This window comes from Sphingobacterium alkalisoli (assembly GCF_005049105.1).
GTDB classification, from domain to species: Bacteria; Bacteroidota; Bacteroidia; order Sphingobacteriales; family Sphingobacteriaceae; genus Sphingobacterium; species Sphingobacterium alkalisoli.
The window spans coordinates 220,659-242,806 of the sequence record NZ_SUKA01000004.1 but is presented as its reverse complement, the minus strand read 5'-3'; the positions used below and the strand labels follow the sequence as shown (position 1 = coordinate 242,806).

The 22,148-nt window shown below is 42.4% G+C and carries 14 protein-coding genes; 12 read left to right on the top strand and 2 right to left on the bottom strand.

What is annotated here, in order from left to right:
• Positions 1–4 precede the first annotated feature (4 nt).
• The 3 genes from FAZ19_RS14180 to FAZ19_RS14170 are packed head-to-tail and all read left to right on the top strand — an operon-like array spanning position 5 to position 4,593.
• Entirely contained in the window at positions 5–1,057 is a 1,053-nt protein-coding gene (locus tag FAZ19_RS14180; protein WP_136821406.1) for a DUF5111 domain-containing protein, read from the top strand.
• 19 nt (positions 1,058–1,076) lie between these two features.
• Positions 1,077–2,108, top strand: coding sequence for a glycoside hydrolase family 53 protein (locus tag FAZ19_RS14175; RefSeq protein WP_136821405.1), 1,032 nt, complete (start codon positions 1,077–1,079; stop codon positions 2,106–2,108).
• Positions 2,109–2,133: 25 nt separating this feature from the next.
• On the top strand, positions 2,134–4,593 hold the full coding sequence (locus FAZ19_RS14170; RefSeq protein ID WP_136821404.1) for a glycoside hydrolase family 2 TIM barrel-domain containing protein: 2,460 nt from the start codon (positions 2,134–2,136) through the stop codon (positions 4,591–4,593).
• A gap of 27 nt (positions 4,594–4,620) precedes the next feature.
• On the opposite strand, the gene FAZ19_RS14165 is transcribed toward FAZ19_RS14170, so the two are convergent.
• Complete coding sequence (locus FAZ19_RS14165; RefSeq protein WP_136821403.1) at positions 4,621–5,370, bottom strand: hypothetical protein; 750 nt, start codon at positions 5,368–5,370, stop codon at positions 4,621–4,623.
• Positions 5,371–5,943: 573 nt separating this feature from the next.
• Here FAZ19_RS14165 and FAZ19_RS14160 point away from each other — a divergent pair.
• The 9 genes from FAZ19_RS14160 (at position 5,944) to FAZ19_RS14120 (ending at position 20,963) form a co-directional block, all read left to right on the top strand.
• A complete protein-coding gene (locus tag FAZ19_RS14160) occupies positions 5,944–8,232 on the top strand; it encodes a GH92 family glycosyl hydrolase (RefSeq protein ID WP_136821402.1) in 2,289 nt (762 codons plus the stop codon).
• A 20-nt stretch (positions 8,233–8,252) separates the two neighbouring features.
• Positions 8,253–10,631 (top strand): glycoside hydrolase family 3 N-terminal domain-containing protein, encoded by a 2,379-nt coding sequence (locus FAZ19_RS14155; protein ID WP_136821401.1) that lies wholly within the window; start codon positions 8,253–8,255, stop codon positions 10,629–10,631.
• Between the two features lie 243 nt (positions 10,632–10,874).
• The gene (locus FAZ19_RS14150) at positions 10,875–11,444 is read left to right on the top strand and encodes an RNA polymerase sigma-70 factor (protein ID WP_136821400.1); all 570 of its coding nucleotides are present in this window, start codon (positions 10,875–10,877) and stop codon (positions 11,442–11,444) included.
• A gap of 73 nt (positions 11,445–11,517) precedes the next feature.
• Positions 11,518–12,504, top strand: a complete 987-nt coding sequence (locus tag FAZ19_RS14145; protein ID WP_136821399.1) for a FecR family protein — start codon at positions 11,518–11,520, stop codon at positions 12,502–12,504.
• 216 nt (positions 12,505–12,720) lie between these two features.
• Positions 12,721–16,011, top strand: a complete 3,291-nt coding sequence (locus FAZ19_RS14140; RefSeq protein ID WP_169305658.1) for a SusC/RagA family TonB-linked outer membrane protein — start codon at positions 12,721–12,723, stop codon at positions 16,009–16,011.
• 17 nt (positions 16,012–16,028) lie between these two features.
• A complete protein-coding gene (locus tag FAZ19_RS14135) occupies positions 16,029–17,642 on the top strand; it encodes a SusD/RagB family nutrient-binding outer membrane lipoprotein (RefSeq protein WP_211245510.1) in 1,614 nt (537 codons plus the stop codon).
• 27 nt (positions 17,643–17,669) lie between these two features.
• Entirely contained in the window at positions 17,670–18,725 is a 1,056-nt protein-coding gene (locus FAZ19_RS14130) for a glycoside hydrolase family 18 (protein WP_136821396.1), read from the top strand.
• A gap of 26 nt (positions 18,726–18,751) precedes the next feature.
• On the top strand, positions 18,752–19,975 hold the full coding sequence (locus tag FAZ19_RS14125) for a DUF1735 and LamG domain-containing protein (RefSeq protein ID WP_136821395.1): 1,224 nt from the start codon (positions 18,752–18,754) through the stop codon (positions 19,973–19,975).
• A gap of 28 nt (positions 19,976–20,003) precedes the next feature.
• A complete protein-coding gene (locus tag FAZ19_RS14120; RefSeq protein WP_136821394.1) occupies positions 20,004–20,963 on the top strand; it encodes a BT_3987 domain-containing protein in 960 nt (319 codons plus the stop codon).
• 152 nt (positions 20,964–21,115) lie between these two features.
• Here FAZ19_RS14120 and FAZ19_RS14115 read toward each other — a convergent pair whose 3' ends face one another.
• Entirely contained in the window at positions 21,116–22,072 is a 957-nt protein-coding gene (locus tag FAZ19_RS14115; protein WP_229707595.1) for a sialidase family protein, read from the bottom strand.
• Positions 22,073–22,148: the final 76 nt, after the last annotated feature.

Sequence of the window (22,148 nt, the reverse complement as noted above, 5' to 3'; positions counted from 1 at the left end):
AAATATGAAACAGATATTTATAGGTCTACTTGCTGTTTTTTTTGCAGCCTGTAGCAAAGAAGGTGTAGAGCCTCGTATTTCGGGTTTTGAGCCCGCAACCCTAGCGACTTCGTCGACAGATGTTGTACTGGATGCCAACAATCGGAAAAGCCTGGCGCTGCAGTTGATGTGGAACGAGGGTCAATTAACATCGACAGAAAGCATAGCACAAGGCACACTGAAAACATCCTTGCAATTCTCCGTCACAGCTTCTTTCGAAACTATTGCACGGAACGTCGATCAAATTAGCTCTTCCATGAGCTACACCAATGAACAGCTGAATAGCCTGGTATTCGGTATGGGATTCGTACCGCTGGAGAAGCAGTCTTTATATGTCAGGGTGGTATCCCGATTGGCCAACAACCTGGATCCGTTATACAGTAATATCGTTCGCATCGATATTACACCATACGAAGCTACCGACGATGGAGATTACCTGTATATGGCTAATAGTGAATTCAGTTCATTTCCTTGGCGCTTATGTTCAAGACAGGAAAATGGGGTTTACGACGGATTTGTGCAGGTAGATCAATGGTATAATTTTTACCTAGCGAATGAAGCAAGTGCCGATGCGTCCAAGATCTATGGCTCTTATCCTTTAGATGGCAATCAGTACGTTCTGTATGCAGGTGCAGATCGTTGGAACTGTTGGACCTCGAATGGCGGATACCTGTATCTAACAGCAGATGTCAATCAGTTGGAATGGAAAGAAACCGTAATCAGCTCGCTAACCGTTACGGGTGATTTTAATGGATGGAGTGCGACAGCTAATCCGATGACTTACGACAAAGAGAACAAGGTTTGGACAGCCAGTATTACAACTACCGCAGCAGAGCAATGGGGAATCAAAATTTTGATCAATGGCAGCTGGAGCTGGTTTTTTGGCGGATCAGAAGCAGAAGGAGAATGTGCGTTGTACACATCCGATGCAGGTGGATTTACCTATGACAAGGTGGGTACATATACGCTGAAATTAGATCTTAGTGATCCTAAGGCATTTAAATATAGTGTTGAATAATAACTTAATACCATTTGATATGATCACAATCAAAATATATATGCGCCTGCTTCTTGTACTCGCTGTACTTGGTTTAGGTAGCTGCAAAGAGAATGAAAATATTCCCGAGGTAAAAGCCGATGATTCCTTTGCGAAGGGAGCTGATATAAGCTGGATTACAGAGATGGAAGCTGCGGGAGTGAATTTTTACAACAATGGAGGGGTATCGGTGGACGGTATAAAGCTGCTGCATTCCATGGGTATGGATGCAGTGCGCTTGCGCGTGTGGGTAGACCCAGTCAATGGATGGTGTAATAAGCAGGACTTACTGGTAAAAGCTTACCGTGCACATAATTTAGGAATGCGTATTCTGATCGATTTCCATTACAGCGATAGTTGGGCTGATCCTGGGCAACAAAATAAGCCACGGACATGGGAAGGACTTTCGTTAGATGCATTAAAGCAGGCTGTTGCCGATCATACGATAGAAGTACTCTCGCTTTTAAAGAGTAACGGTATTACACCAGAATGGGTACAAGTCGGCAACGAAACAGGGAACGGGATGTTGTGGGATGAAGGAAAGGCTTCTGAAAATATGGCAAACTATGCCCTGCTAAATAATGCAGGATATGATGCGGTAAAGTCAGTCTTTTCGGATGCGAAGGTGATTGTGCATGTACATAATGGTCACGACAATGGTCTTTTTCGCTGGCTTTTCGACGGATTAAAATCAAATGGGGGAAAATGGGATGTAATAGGCATGTCTCTCTATCCCGACAAGGACAATTGGCCGGAACGCAATACCCAATGTTTGGCCAATATCCAAGACATGAATACGCGTTATGGTTCGGATGTCATGATATGTGAGGTAGGTATGAGCTGGGACGAAGAAGACGCAGCTGAAGCTTTTTTAACGGATCTGATTGCTAAATGTAGGACGGTTTCCAATGAAAAGGTATTGGGGGTCTTTTATTGGGAACCTCTAGCTCACGCCGGATGGAATGGTTATACGCTGGGTGCATTTGACGATAATGGACGTGCAACAAAGGCGTTGAATGCTTTTTTTAAATAAGAGATAGTTAGTACTTTAGTGCATCATGAAAAAAATTGATATTATTTTATTCTGTTTGCTGCTCGCTCCTTGTATATTGATGGGACAAGGGCTACGCCGGGAGTTTTTGTTGGAAAAAAATTGGCGTTTTAGTAAAGGAGATTTTGAACAGGCCGCTAACGCTGCCTTTGATGATAGTAAGTGGCAACAGGTGGCTGTGCCACATGATTGGGCGATATATGGACCTTTTGACCGTTCGCATGATTTGCAGCAGGTTGCGGTTACCCAAAATGGCGAAAAAGTCGCTACTGTAAAAACTGGAAGAACAGGAGGGTTACCTTATGTAGGTATTGGTTGGTACCGTAGTACATTTGATGTGCCGGAACTTAAGGATGGCAAAAAACAAGTTGTACTGAAGTTTGATGGTGCCATGAGTGAAGCACGTGTTTATGTCAATGGTCAGGAGGCTTGCTTTTGGCCCTTCGGCTATAACACGTTCCATTGTGATGTGACAAATCTGTTGCATACCGATGGGATGGATAATCAATTGGCTGTCCGTTTGGAAAATAAGCCACAATCTTCGCGATGGTATCCTGGGGCTGGTCTCTACCGTAATGTACATGTCATCGTCACGGAGGAAATGCATGTTCCGGTATGGGGTACTTATGTCACTACCCCTTTTGTATCGGATAGTAGTGCTTCTGTTCGCATTGAGACCAATTTAGAAAATGCGGATGGTAAAGCGATCCGTATCCTGACAGATATTTTGGATAGCGACGGAAAAGTCGTTGCACACAAGGAAAACCAACAAAAGCTGAATTATGGAAACCCATTTGTGCAAAATTTTGAAATTAGAAATCCTTCGTTGTGGAGCCCGGAGAGTCCTTCGTTATACCGTGCGGTGTCGAAGATTTACGTAGACGATAAGTTGGTGGATCAATATCAGACGCGGTTTGGGGTTCGAGATATTAAATTTATCGCCGATAAAGGCTTCTTCCTGAATGGCAAACTTCGTAAGTTTCAAGGAGTATGTAACCACCATGATTTAGGTCCACTGGGAGCCGCTATTAATATCTCAGCGTTACGCTATCAATTGGAGTTACTGATGGATATGGGCTGTGATGCGATACGTACGGCACACAATATGCCGGCACCTGAATTGGTCGAATTGTGTGACGAGCTTGGATTAATGATGATGATCGAACCTTTTGATGAATGGAATATCGCTAAATGCAAGAACGGCTACCACCGTTTTTTTGACGAGTGGGCAGAGCGCGATATGGTTAATATGATACATCATTTTCGAAATAATCCATCTGTAGTGATGTGGAGTATTGGTAATGAGGTGCCTACACAATGTCGGCCTGATGGATACAAGGTCGCTTCTTTTTTACAGGAAATCTGCCATCGTGAGGACCCTACCCGGCCAGTTACCTGTGGTATGGATCAGGTAAGTTGTGTGTTGGAAAATGGGTTTGCCAGCATGCTGGATATTCCAGGCTTTAATTACCGAGTACATCGTTATGAGGAGGCATATAACAAACTGCCTCAAAATTTAGTATTGGGTACAGAGACCTCTTCAACGGTAAGTTCTAGGGGAGTATATAAGTTTCCGGTGGAAAAGCGCGGGGATGCTACTTATTCAGATCATCAATCCTCGTCGTATGATATGGAACATTGCTCTTGGTCTAACCTTCCCGACGATGATTTTGCGTTGGCAGAAGATCATCATTGGACGATGGGACAGTTTGTGTGGACAGGGTTTGATTACCTCGGCGAACCGTCTCCTTACGATACCGATGCCTGGCCAAATCATAGCTCTATGTTTGGTATTATCGATTTGGCTAGCATTCCCAAAGATCGTTATTACTTGTACCGCAGTCTTTGGAATAAGAAAGAATCCACTTTACATATGTTGCCACACTGGACGTGGCCAGATCGGGTAGGCGAGAAGACTCCCGTGTTTGTTTACACCAACTACCCGCGTGCCGAGCTGTTTCTTAATGGCAAGAGTCAGGGTATACAGGAGAAAAGTAATCAATCGGTGCAGCATCGTTACCGTCTGATGTGGATGGATGTTCTTTACGAACCTGGAGAACTTAAGGTGATTGCCTACGACACAGCGGGGAATATTGCCGAGGAGAAAATTATCCGAACTGCAGGAAAACCGTATAAATTAGAACTAGAAACCAACCATGGTACGATACCCGCTGATGGTAAATCGTTGGCCTATGTGCGTGTGAAAGTGGTAGATAAAGAGGGGAACATCTGTCCAGATGAGGGATCGCTGGTACACTTTGATGTAAAGGGGGCGGGGTCTTATCGTGCTGCAGCTAACGGTGACCCTACTTGCTTGGATATGTTTCATTTACCGCAGATGCATCTGTTCAGTGGACAACTTACCGCAATTGTACAGTCTTCGGAGCAGCCTGGATACATCTTGCTTGAAGCAAAGTCAAAAGGTTTAAAGAGTGCTAAAATTACCGTAAAAAGCGAGGGGCTGTAGCCCCTCGCTTTTACGATAAAGTATTAATTAGGGTTCGTTTGAATAATTAGTACGACCAAATGCTGCGATAATCGATGCCGGATTAAGTTTTTCGTCATTTATTAATGTTAAGCTGCTACCTCTGCTTGAAAAGAAATCTAGATTTACACCAACTAATACCATATCTGTATCCACATCGTCGAGTGTGTATGAAAAAGTTTGCTCAGGCATCCAGACATCCTTATAGTAAGGTTCAAAACCAATTTCTTCGTTTCCTAATTCATACCCCTGCTTTTTTTCGAAATTGATAGCCACGGTCACAATACGTAAATTTGTATAGCAGCATTTTTTTGGAGGCTTGATATGATCTCGAACATGAAAAGAGGGGACAGTAATGGTCAGGATATTATTGTCTTTTAGTGTTGCAATATCGAAGAACATATAGTCTCCAAGGTGACTGTTATCGTTGAATTGAAAATCAACGAGGCGATTTGGATTTCCGGCAACTACATTTTTTTTACCTAAGTGCTGTCGGTTGCATTTCATGACGCGTTGGAGGTTTACCATCAAACGATTGTGCATTTTTCCATCGTGCATATGCTGGTGCAGCGAACTCAACAAGCGACGTATCAGCGCACCTGCTGTGCTTGCTCTGCCAAAGTCAGAGGAAGCCGCTTTGCTCCACCTGCTTTGGTTAATTTGCGTTGCTTTCGTTTGTACAATATTTTTATCGCCTACTTTTCGGTTTATCACGTCGCCTAACTGCCCCCTGAGAAACCCATTATCTATATATGCCATATTCGAAGATAAGTATTTATTTTGCTGAAAAACAAGCTGTTGTTTATTTTTAGGGTTATGGAAATGCAGATATACCACCGATTGTAAAATTGGAAATCGACAGTAACTATCAATTATGAAATTAGCAATGCCTGAGGTTGCTTTTCCTGTCCTTATCTAATACAGCTTCTATCAATATAGTTACCTGATTCGTGTTTCCATTACGACATGTCCGAGGTAAATCCGAGGTGTATCCGTAGTGAGTCCGAGTATAACACGGAAATACCGTGTTTTCAAGGTTGATGGGATATGGATATATCTGCTTTTAAGTACGAATAGGGCGTATTTCTGATGTGAATGATTAGTATGTAGAAGATAAATATTGGTTTATACACGGACTAAGTAATTGTGAAGTGTTGTTTAGCTTAATGTGCCTGTAAAATTTATGCTAACGTCACAGTTTTATGGAACTTCATGAAAAGTTGAGTGATTTTGCCGCTAAATCGTTATTTTAGACGACTCAAAAGGTTGTGTACATGTTAAGACGCTGTCTCTCATGTGCCAGTTTCTTAAATAGATTTAAGGCTTATATAAATGATCGCATTAAAAAAAATTACAAAGATGCTGTTTGCTTCCGGAGGATCATTACTGATGCTAGCTACATGCGGGGTTGATTCGGATGGGCGTTCGGCAGATTCGCTGACACAGTATGTGGACCCGTATATCGGTACAGGAGGCCACGGTCATGTGTTTGTCGGTGCAAATGTTCCCTATGGGTCAGTGCAACTTGGCCCCTCTAACATTTCTACAGGCTGGGACTGGGTTTCGGGTTATCACATCTCCGACTCTACTATACTCGGTTTTGCACATCAGCATTTGAGCGGTACCGGAATTGGAGACCTCGGCGACATCGTCTTTTTACCATTTACTGGAGAGGTACGGTTTGATCGTGGACAACATGGAGATGAAACAAGTGGTGCTTATTCGTTGTTTAAACGCGAAACCGAACGGGTACGTCCCGGCTACTATGCCGTACATTTGGATCGCTTTAATGTAAATGTCGAACTTACGGCTACCGCTCGGGTAGGATTTCATAAGTACAACTACGTAAATGGTAAAGAACCAAAAGTATTAATCAACTTAGATGCGGGTATTGGATGGGAAGGCGAAAAAGAGGGATCACTCGTATTGGAAAACGATTCGGTCGTATCGGGCTATAGGTATTCCATGGGCTGGGCCAAAAATCAGAAGATCTATTTTACGGCAACATTTTCGCAACCGATTGCAAAATTTCAGCTGGCAGATAGCACCTCGTTAAAAGATGGTAACCGCCTCGTTGCTAGCCGCACCTATGGCGAATTGACGTTCGCAGGCAAGGAGGGCGCACAGGATATTCTGGTAAAGGTGGCTGTTTCACCGGTTAGCATTGAAAATGCAAAGCAGAATATGAAAGAGGAACTTCCAGGATGGGATTTCGTTGCCACCCAAAATAAAGCTGACCAAGTGTGGGATGAAGCGTTGAAGAAAATAAAGATAGAGACGAAAGATAGTGTCGCACGTAAGATTTTTTACACAGCTTTATACCACAGCATGGTGGCTCCGTCGTTGTTTAATGATGTGAATGGCGACTATATGGGTGCAGATTTTAAACAACATCGTCTTGAAAGCGGTAATAATTATACAACCTTTTCATTGTGGGATACGTATCGCGCAGCTCATCCCTTGATGAGTATTATTCATACAGAACGTGTGCCTGATATGATTAATAGTATGTTGCGTATCTATCAAGAGCAAGGGAAATTACCAGTCTGGCATTTGGTAGGAAACGAGACCGATTGCATGGTCGGAAATCCGGGTATTATTGTCGTTGCGGATGCATATCTCAAGGGTATAACAGGTTTTGATAAGGATTTAGCGTACGAGGCGATGAAGACCTCCGCAATGAAAGACGACAGGGGACTGAAGTGGTATAAGCAATATGGTTATGTTCCATTTGATAAGGAAGAAGTGGAATCTGTTGCCAAAGGTTTAGAATTTGCCATCGCAGATTGGAGTTTGGCACAAGTAGCCAAGCTGAGAGGTGAGCAGAACGATTACGACTATTTTTTAAAGCGTAGCAATTCTTTTAAATACTATTTTGACAAAAATATACAGTTTCTAAGAGGCGTAGATTCAAATGGCAAGTTTAGGCCTGGACCGTTTGATCCTTTTCATTCCGCGCATTTAGCCAACGACTATACGGAAGGAAATGCGTGGCAATATACTTGGTTGGTTCCGCATAATGTACATGGGTTTATGGAGCTATTCGGTAGAGAAGATGCTTTTATCCAAAAGTTAGACTCCTTGTTTATTGTAGAAGGCGATCTGGGCGAAGAAGCATCTCCCGATATCAGCGGTCTGATTGGGCAATATGCGCACGGAAATGAGCCAAGTCACCATGTTATCTATATGTATCCCTATGCCGGTCAACCTTGGAAAACGGCGGAACGTGTGCGCGAAACACTATCGACAATGTATACCGATAAACCCGATGGACTATCCGGTAATGAGGACGTGGGACAGATGTCTTCCTGGTACGTGCTTTCATCGCTTGGTTTCTATCAAGTGTCTCCAGCAGGAGGTCCTTTTATCTTCGGCAGTCCGTTATTTGACGAGGCAACTATTACACTGCCGGAAGGAAAAACGCTAAAGCTCGTTGCCAAAAACAACAGTTCAACGAATAAATACATACAAAAAATTACCTTCGACGGGCAGCCATACACGAAATCTTATATCCAATATGCCGATTTGATGAAAGGAGGCAAACTGGAGTTTGAGATGGGTGGGAAGCCATCGACAACTTACGGTGTCCATCCCGGTGATAGACCTAAATCGATCCAGTGATAAAGTAGTTAATATAAATAATGATGAAGATAATATATATAGTCGGTTCAATTATAATGTATTTAGGCCTAGCTCGTGTCAATGCACAAACTTTGCCCTATAAAAACAGCCTCCTTCCAATCGATGAACGCGTAAATGACCTCTTAGGACGCATGACGGTGGACGAAAAAGTTGGACAGCTCTCGAAGATCCTGGGGTGGGAAATGTATGAAAAGGATGGGAAGAATGTTCGCGTCAGTTCAAAATTAAAAGAAGCTGTCAAACAGCAGCATATAGGAATGTTGTGGGCTACACTACGAGCCGATCCATGGACGCAAAAAACCTTAACAAATGGGTTGAGTCCAAAAGAAGCGGCTCGGGCCACCAATGCAATTCAACGATACATGATTGATAGTACGCGATTGGGTATTCCGCTCTTGCTATCTGAAGAGGCTCCGCACGGGCACATGGCTATTGGTGCCACGGTATTTCCTACAGCAATCGGACAGGCAAGTACCTGGAATCCCGTCTTGATCCAGCAGATGGCAAGTGTAATAGCACGTGAAACCTACGCCGTTGGAGGCAAAAATGGATATGGCCCAGTTCTGGACCTGGCGAGAGATCCCCGCTGGTCACGAACAGAAGAATCGTATGGAGAAGATCCATATCTTATTGGTCAAATGGGTCGAGCCATGGTAAGTGGATTTCAAGGAGAGAAAATAGGAGAACCGGATAAGATTATCGCTACGCTCAAACATTTTGTTGCTTATGGTGTGCCAGAAGGAGGACATAATGGCGGAAGTGTTTCGGTGGGAGAGCGCACACTTATGCAACATTATTTACCCCCATTTGAGAAAGCTGTAAAAGCTGGTGCGGGTTCAGTCATGACAGCCTATAACTCTATAGACGGCATCCCTTGCTCGGCAAACCAATGGTTGTTAAATGAAATTTTACGACAACAATGGGGATTTAACGGGTTTGTCGTTTCTGACTTACTTAGTATATCAGGACTAACGGGCAACCACGGTACAGCTCGCGATGCTGCCCACGCTGCTGCACAAAGTATGCAGGCTGGATTGGATGTTGATTTGAGTGGTACTGGATATGGGGTAAATTTACTGGAAGCAGTGAAGACTGGTCAGGTGGATCTACAAGCATTAGATCGTGCCGTGTCCCGGGTTTTGTACCAAAAATTTACCTTGGGGCTATTTGATCGCCCTTATGTAGATGAAAAAGCAGTTGACCGTCAAGTGGGCACTACCGCGCATGCAGTGCTTGCTAGACAAGTAGCTCGTGAGTCGATTGTTCTGCTGAAGAATGAAGAAGGTATGTTGCCTTTGAGCAAATCGTTGAAGCGGATTGCTGTTATAGGCCCTAATGCAGATAATATTTATAATCAATTAGGGGATTATACGGCTCCCCAACCTGAGGAAAAGATAAAAACAGTCTTGGATGGGGTACGTGCCGCCGTATCAAAGTCGACGGTAGTCGATTATGTGAAGGGCTGTGCCATCCGGGATACGACTTCGACGGATATAGATGCTGCGGTGCATGCAGCCACACGCGCTGACGCAATAATTGTCGTTTTGGGAGGATCCAGTGCGCGTGATTTTAAAACATCTTATCAGGCAACCGGCGCAGCTACTATCGATGCTAACGCGAAGACAATAAGTGATATGGAAAGCGGGGAAGGGTTTGACCGATCGACACTTGATCTCATGGGTAATCAATTGCAATTGCTTCAAGCATTGAAAGCTACAGGAAAACCGATTGTATTGGTTACTATAAAGGGGCGTCCATTGAATTTAAATTGGGCGGATCAACATATTCCAGCGATTATTGATGCCTGGTATCCCGGACAAGAAGGTGGTTTGGCAATAGCTGATGTATTATTTGGTGACTATAATCCTGCCGGACGACTGCCGATCTCCGTAGCGCGGTCAGTAGGGCAGCTACCTGTACATTATAATCATGACAAGCCGAAGCATCACAATTATGTAGAATCGGAAGCTAACCCCCTTTATGCTTTTGGATATGGATTGAGTTATACCGATTTCACATACAGTGATCTACAAATCAAGGTAGAGGAGAGGGATAAAGACTTTAAGTGTTCGATCGCATTTCAGGTTAAGAATGTCGGCAATCGGGATGGCGATGAGGTTTCGCAACTGTATATTGTCGATGAGGTAAGCAGTGTCGTGACACCGGTAAAACAGTTAAAGCGTTTCGAGCGAAAATTCATTAGAAGTGGCGATACAGAAACTTTCGTTTTTGATTTAACGAAAGAGGATTTAAGATTATGGGGCATCGATAAAAAATGGAAAGTAGAGAAAGGGAAGTTTAAGCTACTGGTTGGATCTTCTTCTGATGATATCCGACTGTCATCCGAATTTTCCTTAGAGAAAGATTACACCTTGTAGATGCATGTTACTCATTTACCTGTATAACGACAGTTTTGTTAACTGGGTGTAATCTGCTGATTGCGTAAAAATATTCAATCGGATATCCTCCAATGAAACTTAGCAAAAAATCTATACCAAAAAGAATTTAATATATTACTTTTGTCCTTAGCCATTTCTGGAAAGCGATTGATTATAATACCTAGCAGGAGACATGGGCGAAATCTGTAATACCTTTGATTGTAAACTTTTAATCTCTAGTGGATGACGGAAGACGACATTATAAAGAGACTCAAAGCAGGAGATAGCGGTGCGTATAAAAAGTTATATGATTTGCATTATAAAACGTTATGTACATATGCGAGCAAAATAACCCAGAACTCCGCTAACGCCGAAATGATCGTAAACGATGTGATCTTCTCCTTGTGGAAAAATAGGTCGGGTTTGGATATTCATAATTTACGGCATTATCTCTTAAGAGCGGTAAGGAATCGTTGTATCAATTATACGATGCAAGAAAAGAGAAATCGGAATTTTCAGATGGAACTACCCGAAGAAGACCATGTTTTTCAGAAACAATACGAAATATTTAACACCCCCAATCCGATAGAAAAACTGCTACTTAAAGAGCTAGATATCAAAATTCAAAACAGTCTAGACAGTATGCCCGATCAGACCAGGACGATTTTTAAGCTGAGTCGGTTCTCTGATCTGAAATATCATGAAATTGCCGATACGCTCAATATTTCTATTGATGTCGTTAAATATCACATCAAACAAGCTCTCCTTAAACTACGTTTAGACCTAAAAGATTATTTTTTCGAAAAAAGATAAATTTAATTTACCCGATTCTCGTTTATACTTGTCTTACACTTGATAGCCATACTATATATGGTTTAAAATACCAATGGAAGATAAATCGAAAGAATACTGGTTAGAAATTATTTATGACTCGCTCTCTGGGAATATAACGGATGAGACCCAAAAAGAGCTAGACACGTGGATGTTATCTTCTGCGAAGAATCAAGCATTTTATAATGAAATTGTAGAGCTTTATACGCTGATGGATTTCTCTTCACCGAATGAAGTCTTCAACGCCAACGCAGCATACCAGCAATTCCTTTCTCGAAAACACAAAACCGTATATTCTTTTAGACAAAAAGTATTACCGTATATAAGTGTAGCGGCGGGTCTATTGATTGCCTTTACCCTGGGTAATTATTGGACGAAAGATCAGCAGCTACCTACTGGGCATCTCGTTTCAACCATCACTGTAGAGAAAGGATCAAAAACAAAGACTGTTCTACAGGACGGGTCTGTTGTATGGCTCAATTCGGATACCGAACTGGAAGTGGCTTCCGATTTTGGTATTTCCGAAAGACGGATCAAGATTACGGGCGAAGCTTTTTTTGAGGTAACACACGATGATGAAGCTCCGTTCATTGTTGAAACAAGTGGCCTTGATGTTCAAGTACACGGTACATCCTTCAATGTGTCCTGCTATCCAGAACAACACGATATTCGGGTGACGCTAGTGGAGGGGTCTGTAGAATTGAGTTCTAAAAATGGTAAAACATTCCGGATGCAGCCCTCTCAAACGGTGATTTACGATGCAAAAGAGAAATCCTACACCCTTATTAAAGGTATCCCCGATTATGAATTGGCCTGGAGGGAATCTAAATTCATCTTTAAGAATAAAAAATTCAGTGAACTAACCGTCGAGTTAGAAAGAATATTCGACGTGCAGATTCAAGTCAATGATAAAGCGCTGTTGAATCGAAAACTCACCGGCGATTTTATAAATAATGAAGGAATAGCCGAAATTCTAGAGGTAATGTCTTCGCTCGGTAAATTCTCTTATAAAATTAATGGTCGTCAAATCGAAATTTTCTAACCACTAAAAAAAGAACCAGATTGTAAAACTTAAAAAAAAATAATTATGAAATAGAAGAACTAAAAAAAGAGAATCGGAAGATATTGCAGCACCCTCCGATTCTAATTGGAGTATAAACTTAATAGTACTAACCTCAATTAATAACAAATGTATAAAAAAATACACTGGGGTAGACGGTTATGCCTAATAAATCGTCACCGTAGCCTAATCAAAATTATGAAAATCGCCTTATTGTTAATGTTCGTTGGCATCTTTGGGGTGTCAGGCGCTGTTTTTTCACAAGACGCAAGCGTATCATTAGATATTAAAAACCAACCGCTATCTACACTAATCGCGGCCATCAAGAAGCAAACAAGTTATTCCTTTCTTTTTGATGCAGACGAAGTGAATGTCGATCAGAAGGTAAGCTTATCATCTAAGGGTATCAAAGTAAAGGATGCTTTGCAACAGGTATTGAAGCCACATGGTTTGGAATCGCGTATGAGCGGCAACCATATCCTAATTGTGAAAGCAACGGTTCCAGCTAATCGGAACCAACAGAAGGAGCTTTCCGGTATTATTAAAAGTGCGACAGGAGACATTATCTCTGGCGCGACGGTTAGCGTAAAAGGAACATTATTGAGTGTGCAGACGAACAATAACGGTCTGTTTAAACTCGCACTTCCTGAGAGATCAGTTACCTTAGTGGTATCGTATCTGGGGATGCAGCCCACCGAGGTTTCTGTCGGGGCAGATCAGCGTTTTGTGGAAATTACCCTGCAAGATGGGGTTTCAGAAATAGAAGATGTAGTCGTTACTGCGTTGGGAATCCGTAGACAAAACCGATCGCTAACCTATAACGTACAACAGTTGGAGGCAGAAGAAGTCATCAGAATTCCTGATCCGAATTTTATAAACAATTTAAATGGACGGGTCGCGGGTGTAACTATCAATTCTTCTTCTTCAGGCGTAGGAGGGTCATCGAGAGTAGTTATGCGGGGAGTAAAGTCAATATCCGGAAACAATAATGCATTGTATGTGATCGATGGGATTCCCATGCCAAGTCTCTCTAGCGATCAACCCGAAGATATCTTTTCGGGTGCAGGGCAAACGGGAGACGGTATCTCCAACTTTAATGCTGAAGATATTGAAAGCATATCCGTTTTGAGCGGTCCCGCTGCGGCAGCACTGTACGGTAGCGCAGCAGCTAATGGTGCAGTATTAGTGACAACCAAAGGTGGAAAGAAAGATCAAACGTCTCTGACCGTATCCAATCAGACGACGTTCTCCAGACCGTTCATTCTTCCAGAGCTTCAAAATAGTTACGGACCTACTGAACCCGGTAGCTACTACAGCTGGGGCGAAAAACTGAATCAACCCTCCAATTACAAAGCAGGAGATTTCTTCAATACGGGTGTAAATCTGACCAATGCAATCAGTCTTTCGACCGGCAATGCGAGAAGTCAGACTTACCTATCTGCTGGCACGGTAAATGCAAATGGCATTATCCACAATAACGATTATAAACGGTACAACTTCTCTGTACGTAATACCACTAATTTCTTGGACGAGAAGTTGATATTGGATGTAGGATTTATGCACGCTAATGTGAATGAACAGAACATGACTGCACAGGGATTATATTTCAATCCATTGGTGCCTATCTATTTATTTCCGGCGGGTGATGATTTTAACAAGGTAGAACTCTTTGAACGTTATGATCCTTCCCGTAATTTCAAGACCCAATTTTGGCCGTACGGCGATCAGGGCTTGTCCATGCAAAACCCCTATTGGATTACACAGCGTGCGCTATTTCCCAACAACAAACAGCGTTATATGAGCAATGCCTCCTTGAAATATATATTGAGTGACTGGATCAACGTATCAGGGCGATTGAAATTAGATCGAAGTAACGATAAATTTGAAAAGCGATTTAACGCATCTACAAATATGTTATTCGCTTCAGAAAATGGTTTTTATTCCTTAAATGAAGCACAGACGCAACAAGTGTATGGCGAGTTAATGACGAATATCAACAAATCGTTTTTAGACGATCAGATAAGTTTGACGGCTGTCGTTGGGGCAAATGTAGAAGACTTGAGCTACGATCAAAACATGTACGGTGGAAAATTACACGGCGTACCTAATTTGTTCACCTATTCTAATGTGAACAACGCTACCGCAGAGTCTTCTCAAACGGGGTATCGGCGTAATAAACAAGCTGTTTTTGCAAGTACGCAGTTTGGTTATAAAGATAGGCTTTTTTTAGATCTAACCGGAAGAAATGATTGGGCATCGACATTGGCATTATCGAATGTAAAGTCCTTTTTCTATCCGTCCGTTGGTGTTTCGGCCGTTGTTTCCGATATGTTGAACATGAATGCAGACTATCTTTCTTATCTAAAGGTGCGAGCCTCTTATTCCGAAGTCGGCAATGAACCAAATCCTTTTTTAACGATTCCAACCTATTCGTTGGCCAATGGCTACCCACAAACACAGGCCCGTATGCCAAATCCGGATTTGAAACCCGAACGTACGCGTTCCTGGGAAGGCGGTTTAAATGCAACACTATTTAAGAGTAAATTGAGTATTGATGCAACGGTATACCAATCCAGTACCTTCAATCAGTTCTTCGAACCGACCCTCTCTTCTTCATCTGGTTTTACGAGTGTTATTGTTAATGCAGGCCGGATAGATAACAAAGGTGTCGAAGTGGTGGCAAAATACAATGAACAGATCGGTGCGTTTAATTGGAACACCTACCTGACGTATTCATTGAATAGGAACAAAATCATTAAATTGCTTGACAACTGGACTAATCCAGTAACAGGAGATCAAATTTCTTTGACCGAGTTAGATATGACCGGAACGGGAAGTTACAAAATGGTGCTCAAAGAAGGCGGACAAATGGGCGACATCTACGTCAATAGTCTGCGTGTCGATGAACACGGTGCCATTTACGTGCATCCAACAGATCAAGTTGTTGTCGCTGAAACAAATGAATATGTATATGCAGGGAATAACAATCCGCGGTATAATCTAGGTTGGGGTAACAATTTTTCCTATCGCGGAATCCATTTTGGTTTCCTTTTCAATGCACGTGTCGGAGGTGTTGTCGTTTCTAATACACAGGCTGTCTTAGACGCTTTTGGTGCCTCTAAAGGATCTAGTGACGCACGTGATGCTGGTGGTGTTTTAGTCAATGGACGTCCAATTCCGACCAAACCCTATTATGATGTAGTTGGTGGTGGATCATCTGGCGGTATAGGTTCCATGTATACTTATAGCGCTACCAATGTGCGGTTGGGAGAAGTGAGTTTCGGTTATGACTTACCGATGGCAAAATGGGTAAAGGGCATAAAAGGTGCAAATGTCTCATTCATTGGGAAAAACTTACTTTTCTTGTATAACAAAGCACCATATGATCCCGAATTGACGGCGAGTACAGGAACGTATTTCCAAGGAATCGATTATTTTATGTCGCCAAGCCTACGTAGTCTGGGCTTTTCACTACGTGTTCAATTATAAGACTAAAAGAAATGGCTATGAAGAAAATATCTATAAGCAACATTGGAAAGATGTTAATACTTGTATTACTGTTTTCCACATCATTTATATCCTGTACGGATAAATTTGAGGCATATAACACCAATCCACACGAGGCAACAGAAGAGATGATGACGCATGATAACCTGAAAACGGGTGCTTTTTTTACACAGATGCAGCGTAACGTGGTATTGTTTAAAGACGGTACCAACTCGGATTCGGACTATCAGGTTTCACAAGGTCTTACCAGTGACATTTATTCGGGTTACCTTGCCCCCACCGGTAGTTGGTATGGTGGCGTTCATAATGGGTCCTATTATTTTATTACCAACTGGCTAGAAACTACATTTCGTTCAGGTTTTTCCTCCATCATGCCGGCATGGCAATCCATTGTCCAGATAGCAAATGAACAAGGTCTTCCTGAGGTAGCAGCGCTAGCGACGATCATCAAAGTGGAAGGCATGCATCGGGTCGCTGATACGTACGGCCCATTACCTTATATCAACTACGGGAGTGGCTCTTTGGCAAACAATTATGATGGCTTAGAAGACATCTATAATAAGTTTTTTGAAGAATTAGCAACTTCCATTACTGTGCTGACCGATTTTACACTGGCTAATCCTAATGGTAGAGTTCTAGAGAAATATGATCTTGTATACAGTGGTGATGTGAATAAATGGGTGAAATTTGCAAACACCCTGCGATTACGTCTAGCATTACGTATCGCTTATGCGAATGCGGCAAAGGCGAGGGAAGAAGCAGAAGCGGCGGTGTCAAATCCGATTGGTCTGATTTCGCAAACACAGGAACGGGCGTCACTTAAGCACACCTCTAATCTTGTTTATTATCATCCACTCTTTGAAATCGCGTATAACTTTAATGCTGGAGAGGTAAGAATGGGCGCCACCATGGACGCCTATATGAATGGTTATCAGGACGCAAGGAGACCCCGTTATTTTAAACCGGCCGTCGACGGAGCATATCACGGTGTTCGCCAAGGCATTGTTACATCGGTGTGGACTCCCTATGTAGGCAATCAGATATCCAACCTCAATGTAGACAATGGAACAACTGAAATCGTATGGATGACTGCCGCGGAGTCTTATTTTCTGCGCGCTGAAGGGGCACTCCGGAATTGGAATATGGGAGGTTCGCCGCAAAGTTTTTATGAGGGTGGAATTTCCGTATCTTTTGAAGAGAATGGAGCCGTGGGCGCACAGGACTACATCGGAAATAACACCCTTCAACCCATTGCATTCACGGATAATGCAGAAGGTTCGACTTTCCACGCTGCTGCTCCAAGTACGATCACCATCGCCTGGAATGCGGGGGATTCGTTTGAACGGAACCTCGAACGGATCATTACACAGAAGTGGCTTGCCCTTTATCCCGATGGGCCGGAAGGCTGGGCAGAATTCCGCCGTACGGGATATCCACGACTGATCCCCGTTGTCGTGAACAACAGTACATCGATCAACCGAGATATCCAAGTACGTCGAATCCCTTATCCACAATCCGAATACGGTAACAACCGCGTCGGTGTGTTATCGGGTGTTTCCAAACTGATGGGACAGGATAACGGCGGAACAAAATTGTGGTGGGATAAAAAGTAACTAACCAAACAATAAAGCTATTGAAAGATGAAGAATATTTTTAATACAACGTTTTTAAGCGCCTTATGTGTGGTAATGGGGCTAATGACGGGTTGCGACACCGAAATAGAAAAGCTAGAGATTCAAAAACTGAAAACATACGATGAGCAATATTTTGCTAATCTCAGGACCTATAAAAAATCTGATCATCAGATTGCGTTTGGATGGTTTGCGGCCTACGCACCTATTGAAGGTGTTGGTGGTTACAAAGATCCGGCCTCATGGGGCGAGCGAATAAAGGGTATCCCGGATAGCTTGGACATATGCTCGCTCTGGGGGGGAATACCAAGCAACGATCCGAATAGTCACCTGTATGCTCCCGTGGCCTATGCCGATTTGCAATATGTGAGAGAAAACTTGGGTACCCGTTTTGTCGTACCTACTATTGTCCGGATGAATAAGGTTATTACCCTGAAAGACGGTCGGGAATATGATCTTCGGGAAAACCAGAATGAGGAAGGGATAAAAGTTTATGCCCAACAACTGGTGGACGACGTATTGGATTATAACCTCGATGGTGTAGATCTCGATTATGAACCGGAGGGAGATTGGCTACAGGGGGCAAATTTTACCAAAATGGTCGAGTATATCGGACAGTTTTTTGGTCCTAAGGGAATGTATCCCGATAAATTGCTCATTGTTGATTTCTATTCACAATATCCCCCCGCGGAAACTGAACCTTATGTAGATTATTTTATCCGCCAAGCTTACACACAAGGATTTGCAGAACATTCCGCCGCTAGATTACAGACGTATTACAACAACATCAGTTGGGCTCCTCCTGGGAAATTTATTGTAACTGAAAATCTAGGAAGTTTTTATGAAAATGGTGGTTCACCTTTTATAGAAGCGAATGGAAATCGATTAACGACAGATGGAACGCAGATGTATTCGTTGGAGGGAATGGCAAGATGGAATCCAACACAAGGAAAAAAGGCGGGGTTCGGCGCATTCTATTTTGATCGCGATTATTACAACGTACGGGGAATACCCTATTACAATATGCGTCGGAGTATACAGATCGCTAATCCCGCGGTACATTAGAGTAATGATATTTAAAATTTTTGACTATGAATCTATTGCAAATAAAAAATAATGTAAGCATACTGGCATTGTCCATTTTGTGCCTGTTTTCGTGTACGAAAGGAGATAGGTTTGATTACGATAAGGAAGCGATCTTGCTTACCGGAACGGAGGTAAATCCTATGGTCCGATTCGTCGTGGAAAATACACCTTCGACTTATACGGTTACAGCTTCTGCAACTGGAAAGGTAGCAGAAGATATCTCTATCGATTTTGTGTATGACGAAACGAAATTGGAAGAATACAATAAGAATAACAACACCAATTTCTATGCGGTTCCCTCTGGAGCTATTGTGCTGGAAGGGAGCAATGGTGTCATTAAGGCAGGTAGCGCCTCTTCTACGGGTATTGATATTAAAGTTGTCTCAATAGATCAGTTTATAGACGGACGCACCTATGTAATACCCATAAGTATTAAAAATGTCACGGGAGGAAACCTTAATATTCTAGAAAGCTCAAGAACGATCTTTTTACGAATTTCGCGAGTTTCCAATTTCTATTCTCTAGATATGAACAATACGGCTCTCTATAGTAATTTTATATTTAACGACGACCAAGCCGTAAATCTTGATAAATATACCTATGAAGTAAAATGTTATATCAATAATTGGCACAGCACACCGGAACCTATCAGCCGTCTTTGTTCGTTTACATCCAAAGACGAGCAGCGCTCGAACATGCTTCGTTTCGGCGAAAATGGTCAGGCCATAAATTCCCTACAATGGGTAAATCCAGGAGGAAGCCTTATCTCGAAAACCCGCTTCAATACGCAACAATGGTATACGATTTCCCTATCGTACGACGGTAGCAAATTTACAATGTATGTAGACGGTGTACCAGATTCAGAGATGGCAGGATCGGGGAATGTCACTTTTCAGCGTTTTGAATTGGGCATGTCTTGGGCCAATTATCCTTCCATGCAATATTTCAACGGAAGAATAGCGGAAGTAAGGGTATGGGATAAGGCACTGACTTCAGGAGAAATACGAAATGGTATATGTGGCGTGGATCCGACTTCGGAAAATCTGGTTGCTTATTGGAAATTCAACGAAATGGATGGGCACATATTTCATGACGCATCGGGCAATGGCTACGATATGGATTGGTCAAACACTTATAGAGATAACGCGGGAAATGGGGTTTTAAACAGATTCGATAAGCGAAGTGCGGTAAGATGGCTTATAGATGATAACAACAAATGTACGCAGTAAATTATTTTGACGATTAAACTTTTCAATCATGAAAAAGATAATATTTAGTGTTTTTGGAATTTCTATCCTATTAATTAGCGCATGTTCTGATAAGGAACAGTTTGACGTTACGGGCGATACGGTCAATAGAATATTTGTAAACACACAGTCTGGCTATGTAAACGACATCACCTATAATATCATTCATACGCCAATAGGAAACATGGGCGACGAAATCAAGCTAAAGGTTCCTGTTAGTGCGACCAAGCCTACCTCATCTGATGTAAAGGTGTCTTTCACAGTGGATCCTACCTTGCTGGATGCCTATAACAGTATGAATCAAACGGGATATCAGACCGTACCTGCTAATCTTCTTGAGATCGAAGGGCAAGAGCTTACGATTACAAGCGGGAGGATGTCATCAACTGATTCATTATATATCCATATTCCCAATGTAAGTACGCTTACGGAGAGTGCGTACCTTATACCTGTGCGCATTCAAACAATCTCCGGTGCGGAAAATAGTGAAATCAGTAGTAACCTGAATACCATTTTAATTCGTATTCATACGCGATCGACCAACGTTTATAATAGTCCTACGTCTGTTCCCGGCACCTTGGTCACAGATCGCTCAGCATGGGTCGCTACTGTGAATCCTAGCCCGACAGCGGGTGCTGCCAGTAATATGTTTACAACAAGCTCCCAACAACACTGGACATTGTCGCCTTCCGTTCCGTGTGATATCACTGTAGATATGGCAACCGAAAATTCGGGAATACAGGGGATACGGATGGTCAGTGCAAACAACTACCGCTTGTCACAGGTGGAGACTTTTACAAGTCATAACGGGAGTGACTGGATTTCCCAAGGCGAATCTGCAGTTGCCAACTCCAACAATCAATTCATTCGTTTTTACTCACCTGTAACAGCACGGTACTTACGGGTAAGTGTATCGGGCTGGCAAAATAATAACAATATTCGGGTAATTCATTATCATATCTACCAATAACATATAAAACATCACAAAAGCCTACGGCGTGTCAAAACGCCAACCAGGCAATTTTATTACTGTATAAGACAGCCTGTCTGTCTTATACAGTAATTATTAACGATAAACTATGTTATGTATTCTTAAATGGCATACGTTAGATACGATTGGGTTTACTTTTCCAAAACAATATGCTTAATGTTTTTTCGATTATACGTATATGTTATGTGAACTAACCCCCTGCTGTCCTGAAATATTGTCGGATAGCTAAATTCGCCCTTTTCTTCATCTTCTAGTTTTATCAGATCTATCCAGTCTATACCATCTCTCGAATAAGCTAGGTTCAGTTTTGTTCGACCTTCCCACCAATCTTTACCCGGAATATCAGGATTGTATACAATGTAAAAAAGGTTGCCTACTCGAATCGCATCTGTTGCGGAATTGGGATTGATAAGATTCGTTTTCTCGAGAGCTGACCATGTTAGGCCATTGTCACGAGACCAAGCCGTAACAACTTTTCCCTCTTTACTTCGACACAAAACTTGCAATTTATCGTCAGGGTGTAGTAGAATACTGGGCTGTATCACGTTAAATTTTGATTTTTGGTCAATAGGATAGATTTCCCATTTTTTTTGATCGCTGTCGCTGGCTTCAATATGCGCGACCCATCTATCTTCGCTTAGCTCAACGCTCGAAGGGGATAAGACTGTGCCATCGGCTAGTTCGATAGGTTTGTTTTTGATGGGCCCCAATATGCCATGGGGGAGCTGACGTGCCGAGCTCCAAGTAATGCCTCCATCTACAGAAGTTTTTACCATACCCCACCATTCGCGGGGATTAGGACCAACTTTATAGTACAGATATATTTTTTTATCGTTTTTGAGCTTAAATAGTACGGGATTCCAACAGGGGTACCTTAACGTATCGTTTATCACACCCTCAGCCCATACTGTTGGTTTAGTCCAATTTTGGCCATCGGAAATGGATCCCCATATGACGACATCTTTATTGCCTTCGTGTGTGCCGCCAAACCAGCTACCTAATAATTTACCATCGGCAGTTTCCGCTATTGTTGATGCATGACACTGATTAAAATGCTTGCCTTCTTGAAACAGGTACTCTTCTTTCAAGATATTAAAGTTAGGCTTTTGTGCAAGTACACACGTGGAACAAATTAGAAAAAGAAATTGAGCAGCATTTCTTATA

Coding starts and splice junctions, on each gene's coding strand:
- FAZ19_RS14140 (WP_169305658.1), top strand. CDS start 12,721: ATGAAAATCGCCTTATTGTTAATGTTCGTTGGCATCTTTGGGGTGTCA.
- FAZ19_RS14170 (WP_136821404.1), top strand. CDS start 2,134: ATGAAAAAAATTGATATTATTTTATTCTGTTTGCTGCTCGCTCCTTGT.
- FAZ19_RS14130 (WP_136821396.1), top strand. CDS start 17,670: ATGAAGAATATTTTTAATACAACGTTTTTAAGCGCCTTATGTGTGGTA.
- FAZ19_RS14165 (WP_136821403.1), bottom strand. CDS start 5,370: ATGGCATATATAGATAATGGGTTTCTCAGGGGGCAGTTAGGCGACGTG.
- FAZ19_RS14150 (WP_136821400.1), top strand. CDS start 10,875: ATGACGGAAGACGACATTATAAAGAGACTCAAAGCAGGAGATAGCGGT.
- FAZ19_RS14180 (WP_136821406.1), top strand. CDS start 5: ATGAAACAGATATTTATAGGTCTACTTGCTGTTTTTTTTGCAGCCTGT.
- FAZ19_RS14160 (WP_136821402.1), top strand. CDS start 5,944: ATGATCGCATTAAAAAAAATTACAAAGATGCTGTTTGCTTCCGGAGGA.
- FAZ19_RS14155 (WP_136821401.1), top strand. CDS start 8,253: ATGATGAAGATAATATATATAGTCGGTTCAATTATAATGTATTTAGGC.
- FAZ19_RS14125 (WP_136821395.1), top strand. CDS start 18,752: ATGAATCTATTGCAAATAAAAAATAATGTAAGCATACTGGCATTGTCC.
- FAZ19_RS14120 (WP_136821394.1), top strand. CDS start 20,004: ATGAAAAAGATAATATTTAGTGTTTTTGGAATTTCTATCCTATTAATT.
- FAZ19_RS14145 (WP_136821399.1), top strand. CDS start 11,518: ATGGAAGATAAATCGAAAGAATACTGGTTAGAAATTATTTATGACTCG.
- FAZ19_RS14135 (WP_211245510.1), top strand. CDS start 16,029: ATGAAGAAAATATCTATAAGCAACATTGGAAAGATGTTAATACTTGTA.
- FAZ19_RS14175 (WP_136821405.1), top strand. CDS start 1,077: ATGATCACAATCAAAATATATATGCGCCTGCTTCTTGTACTCGCTGTA.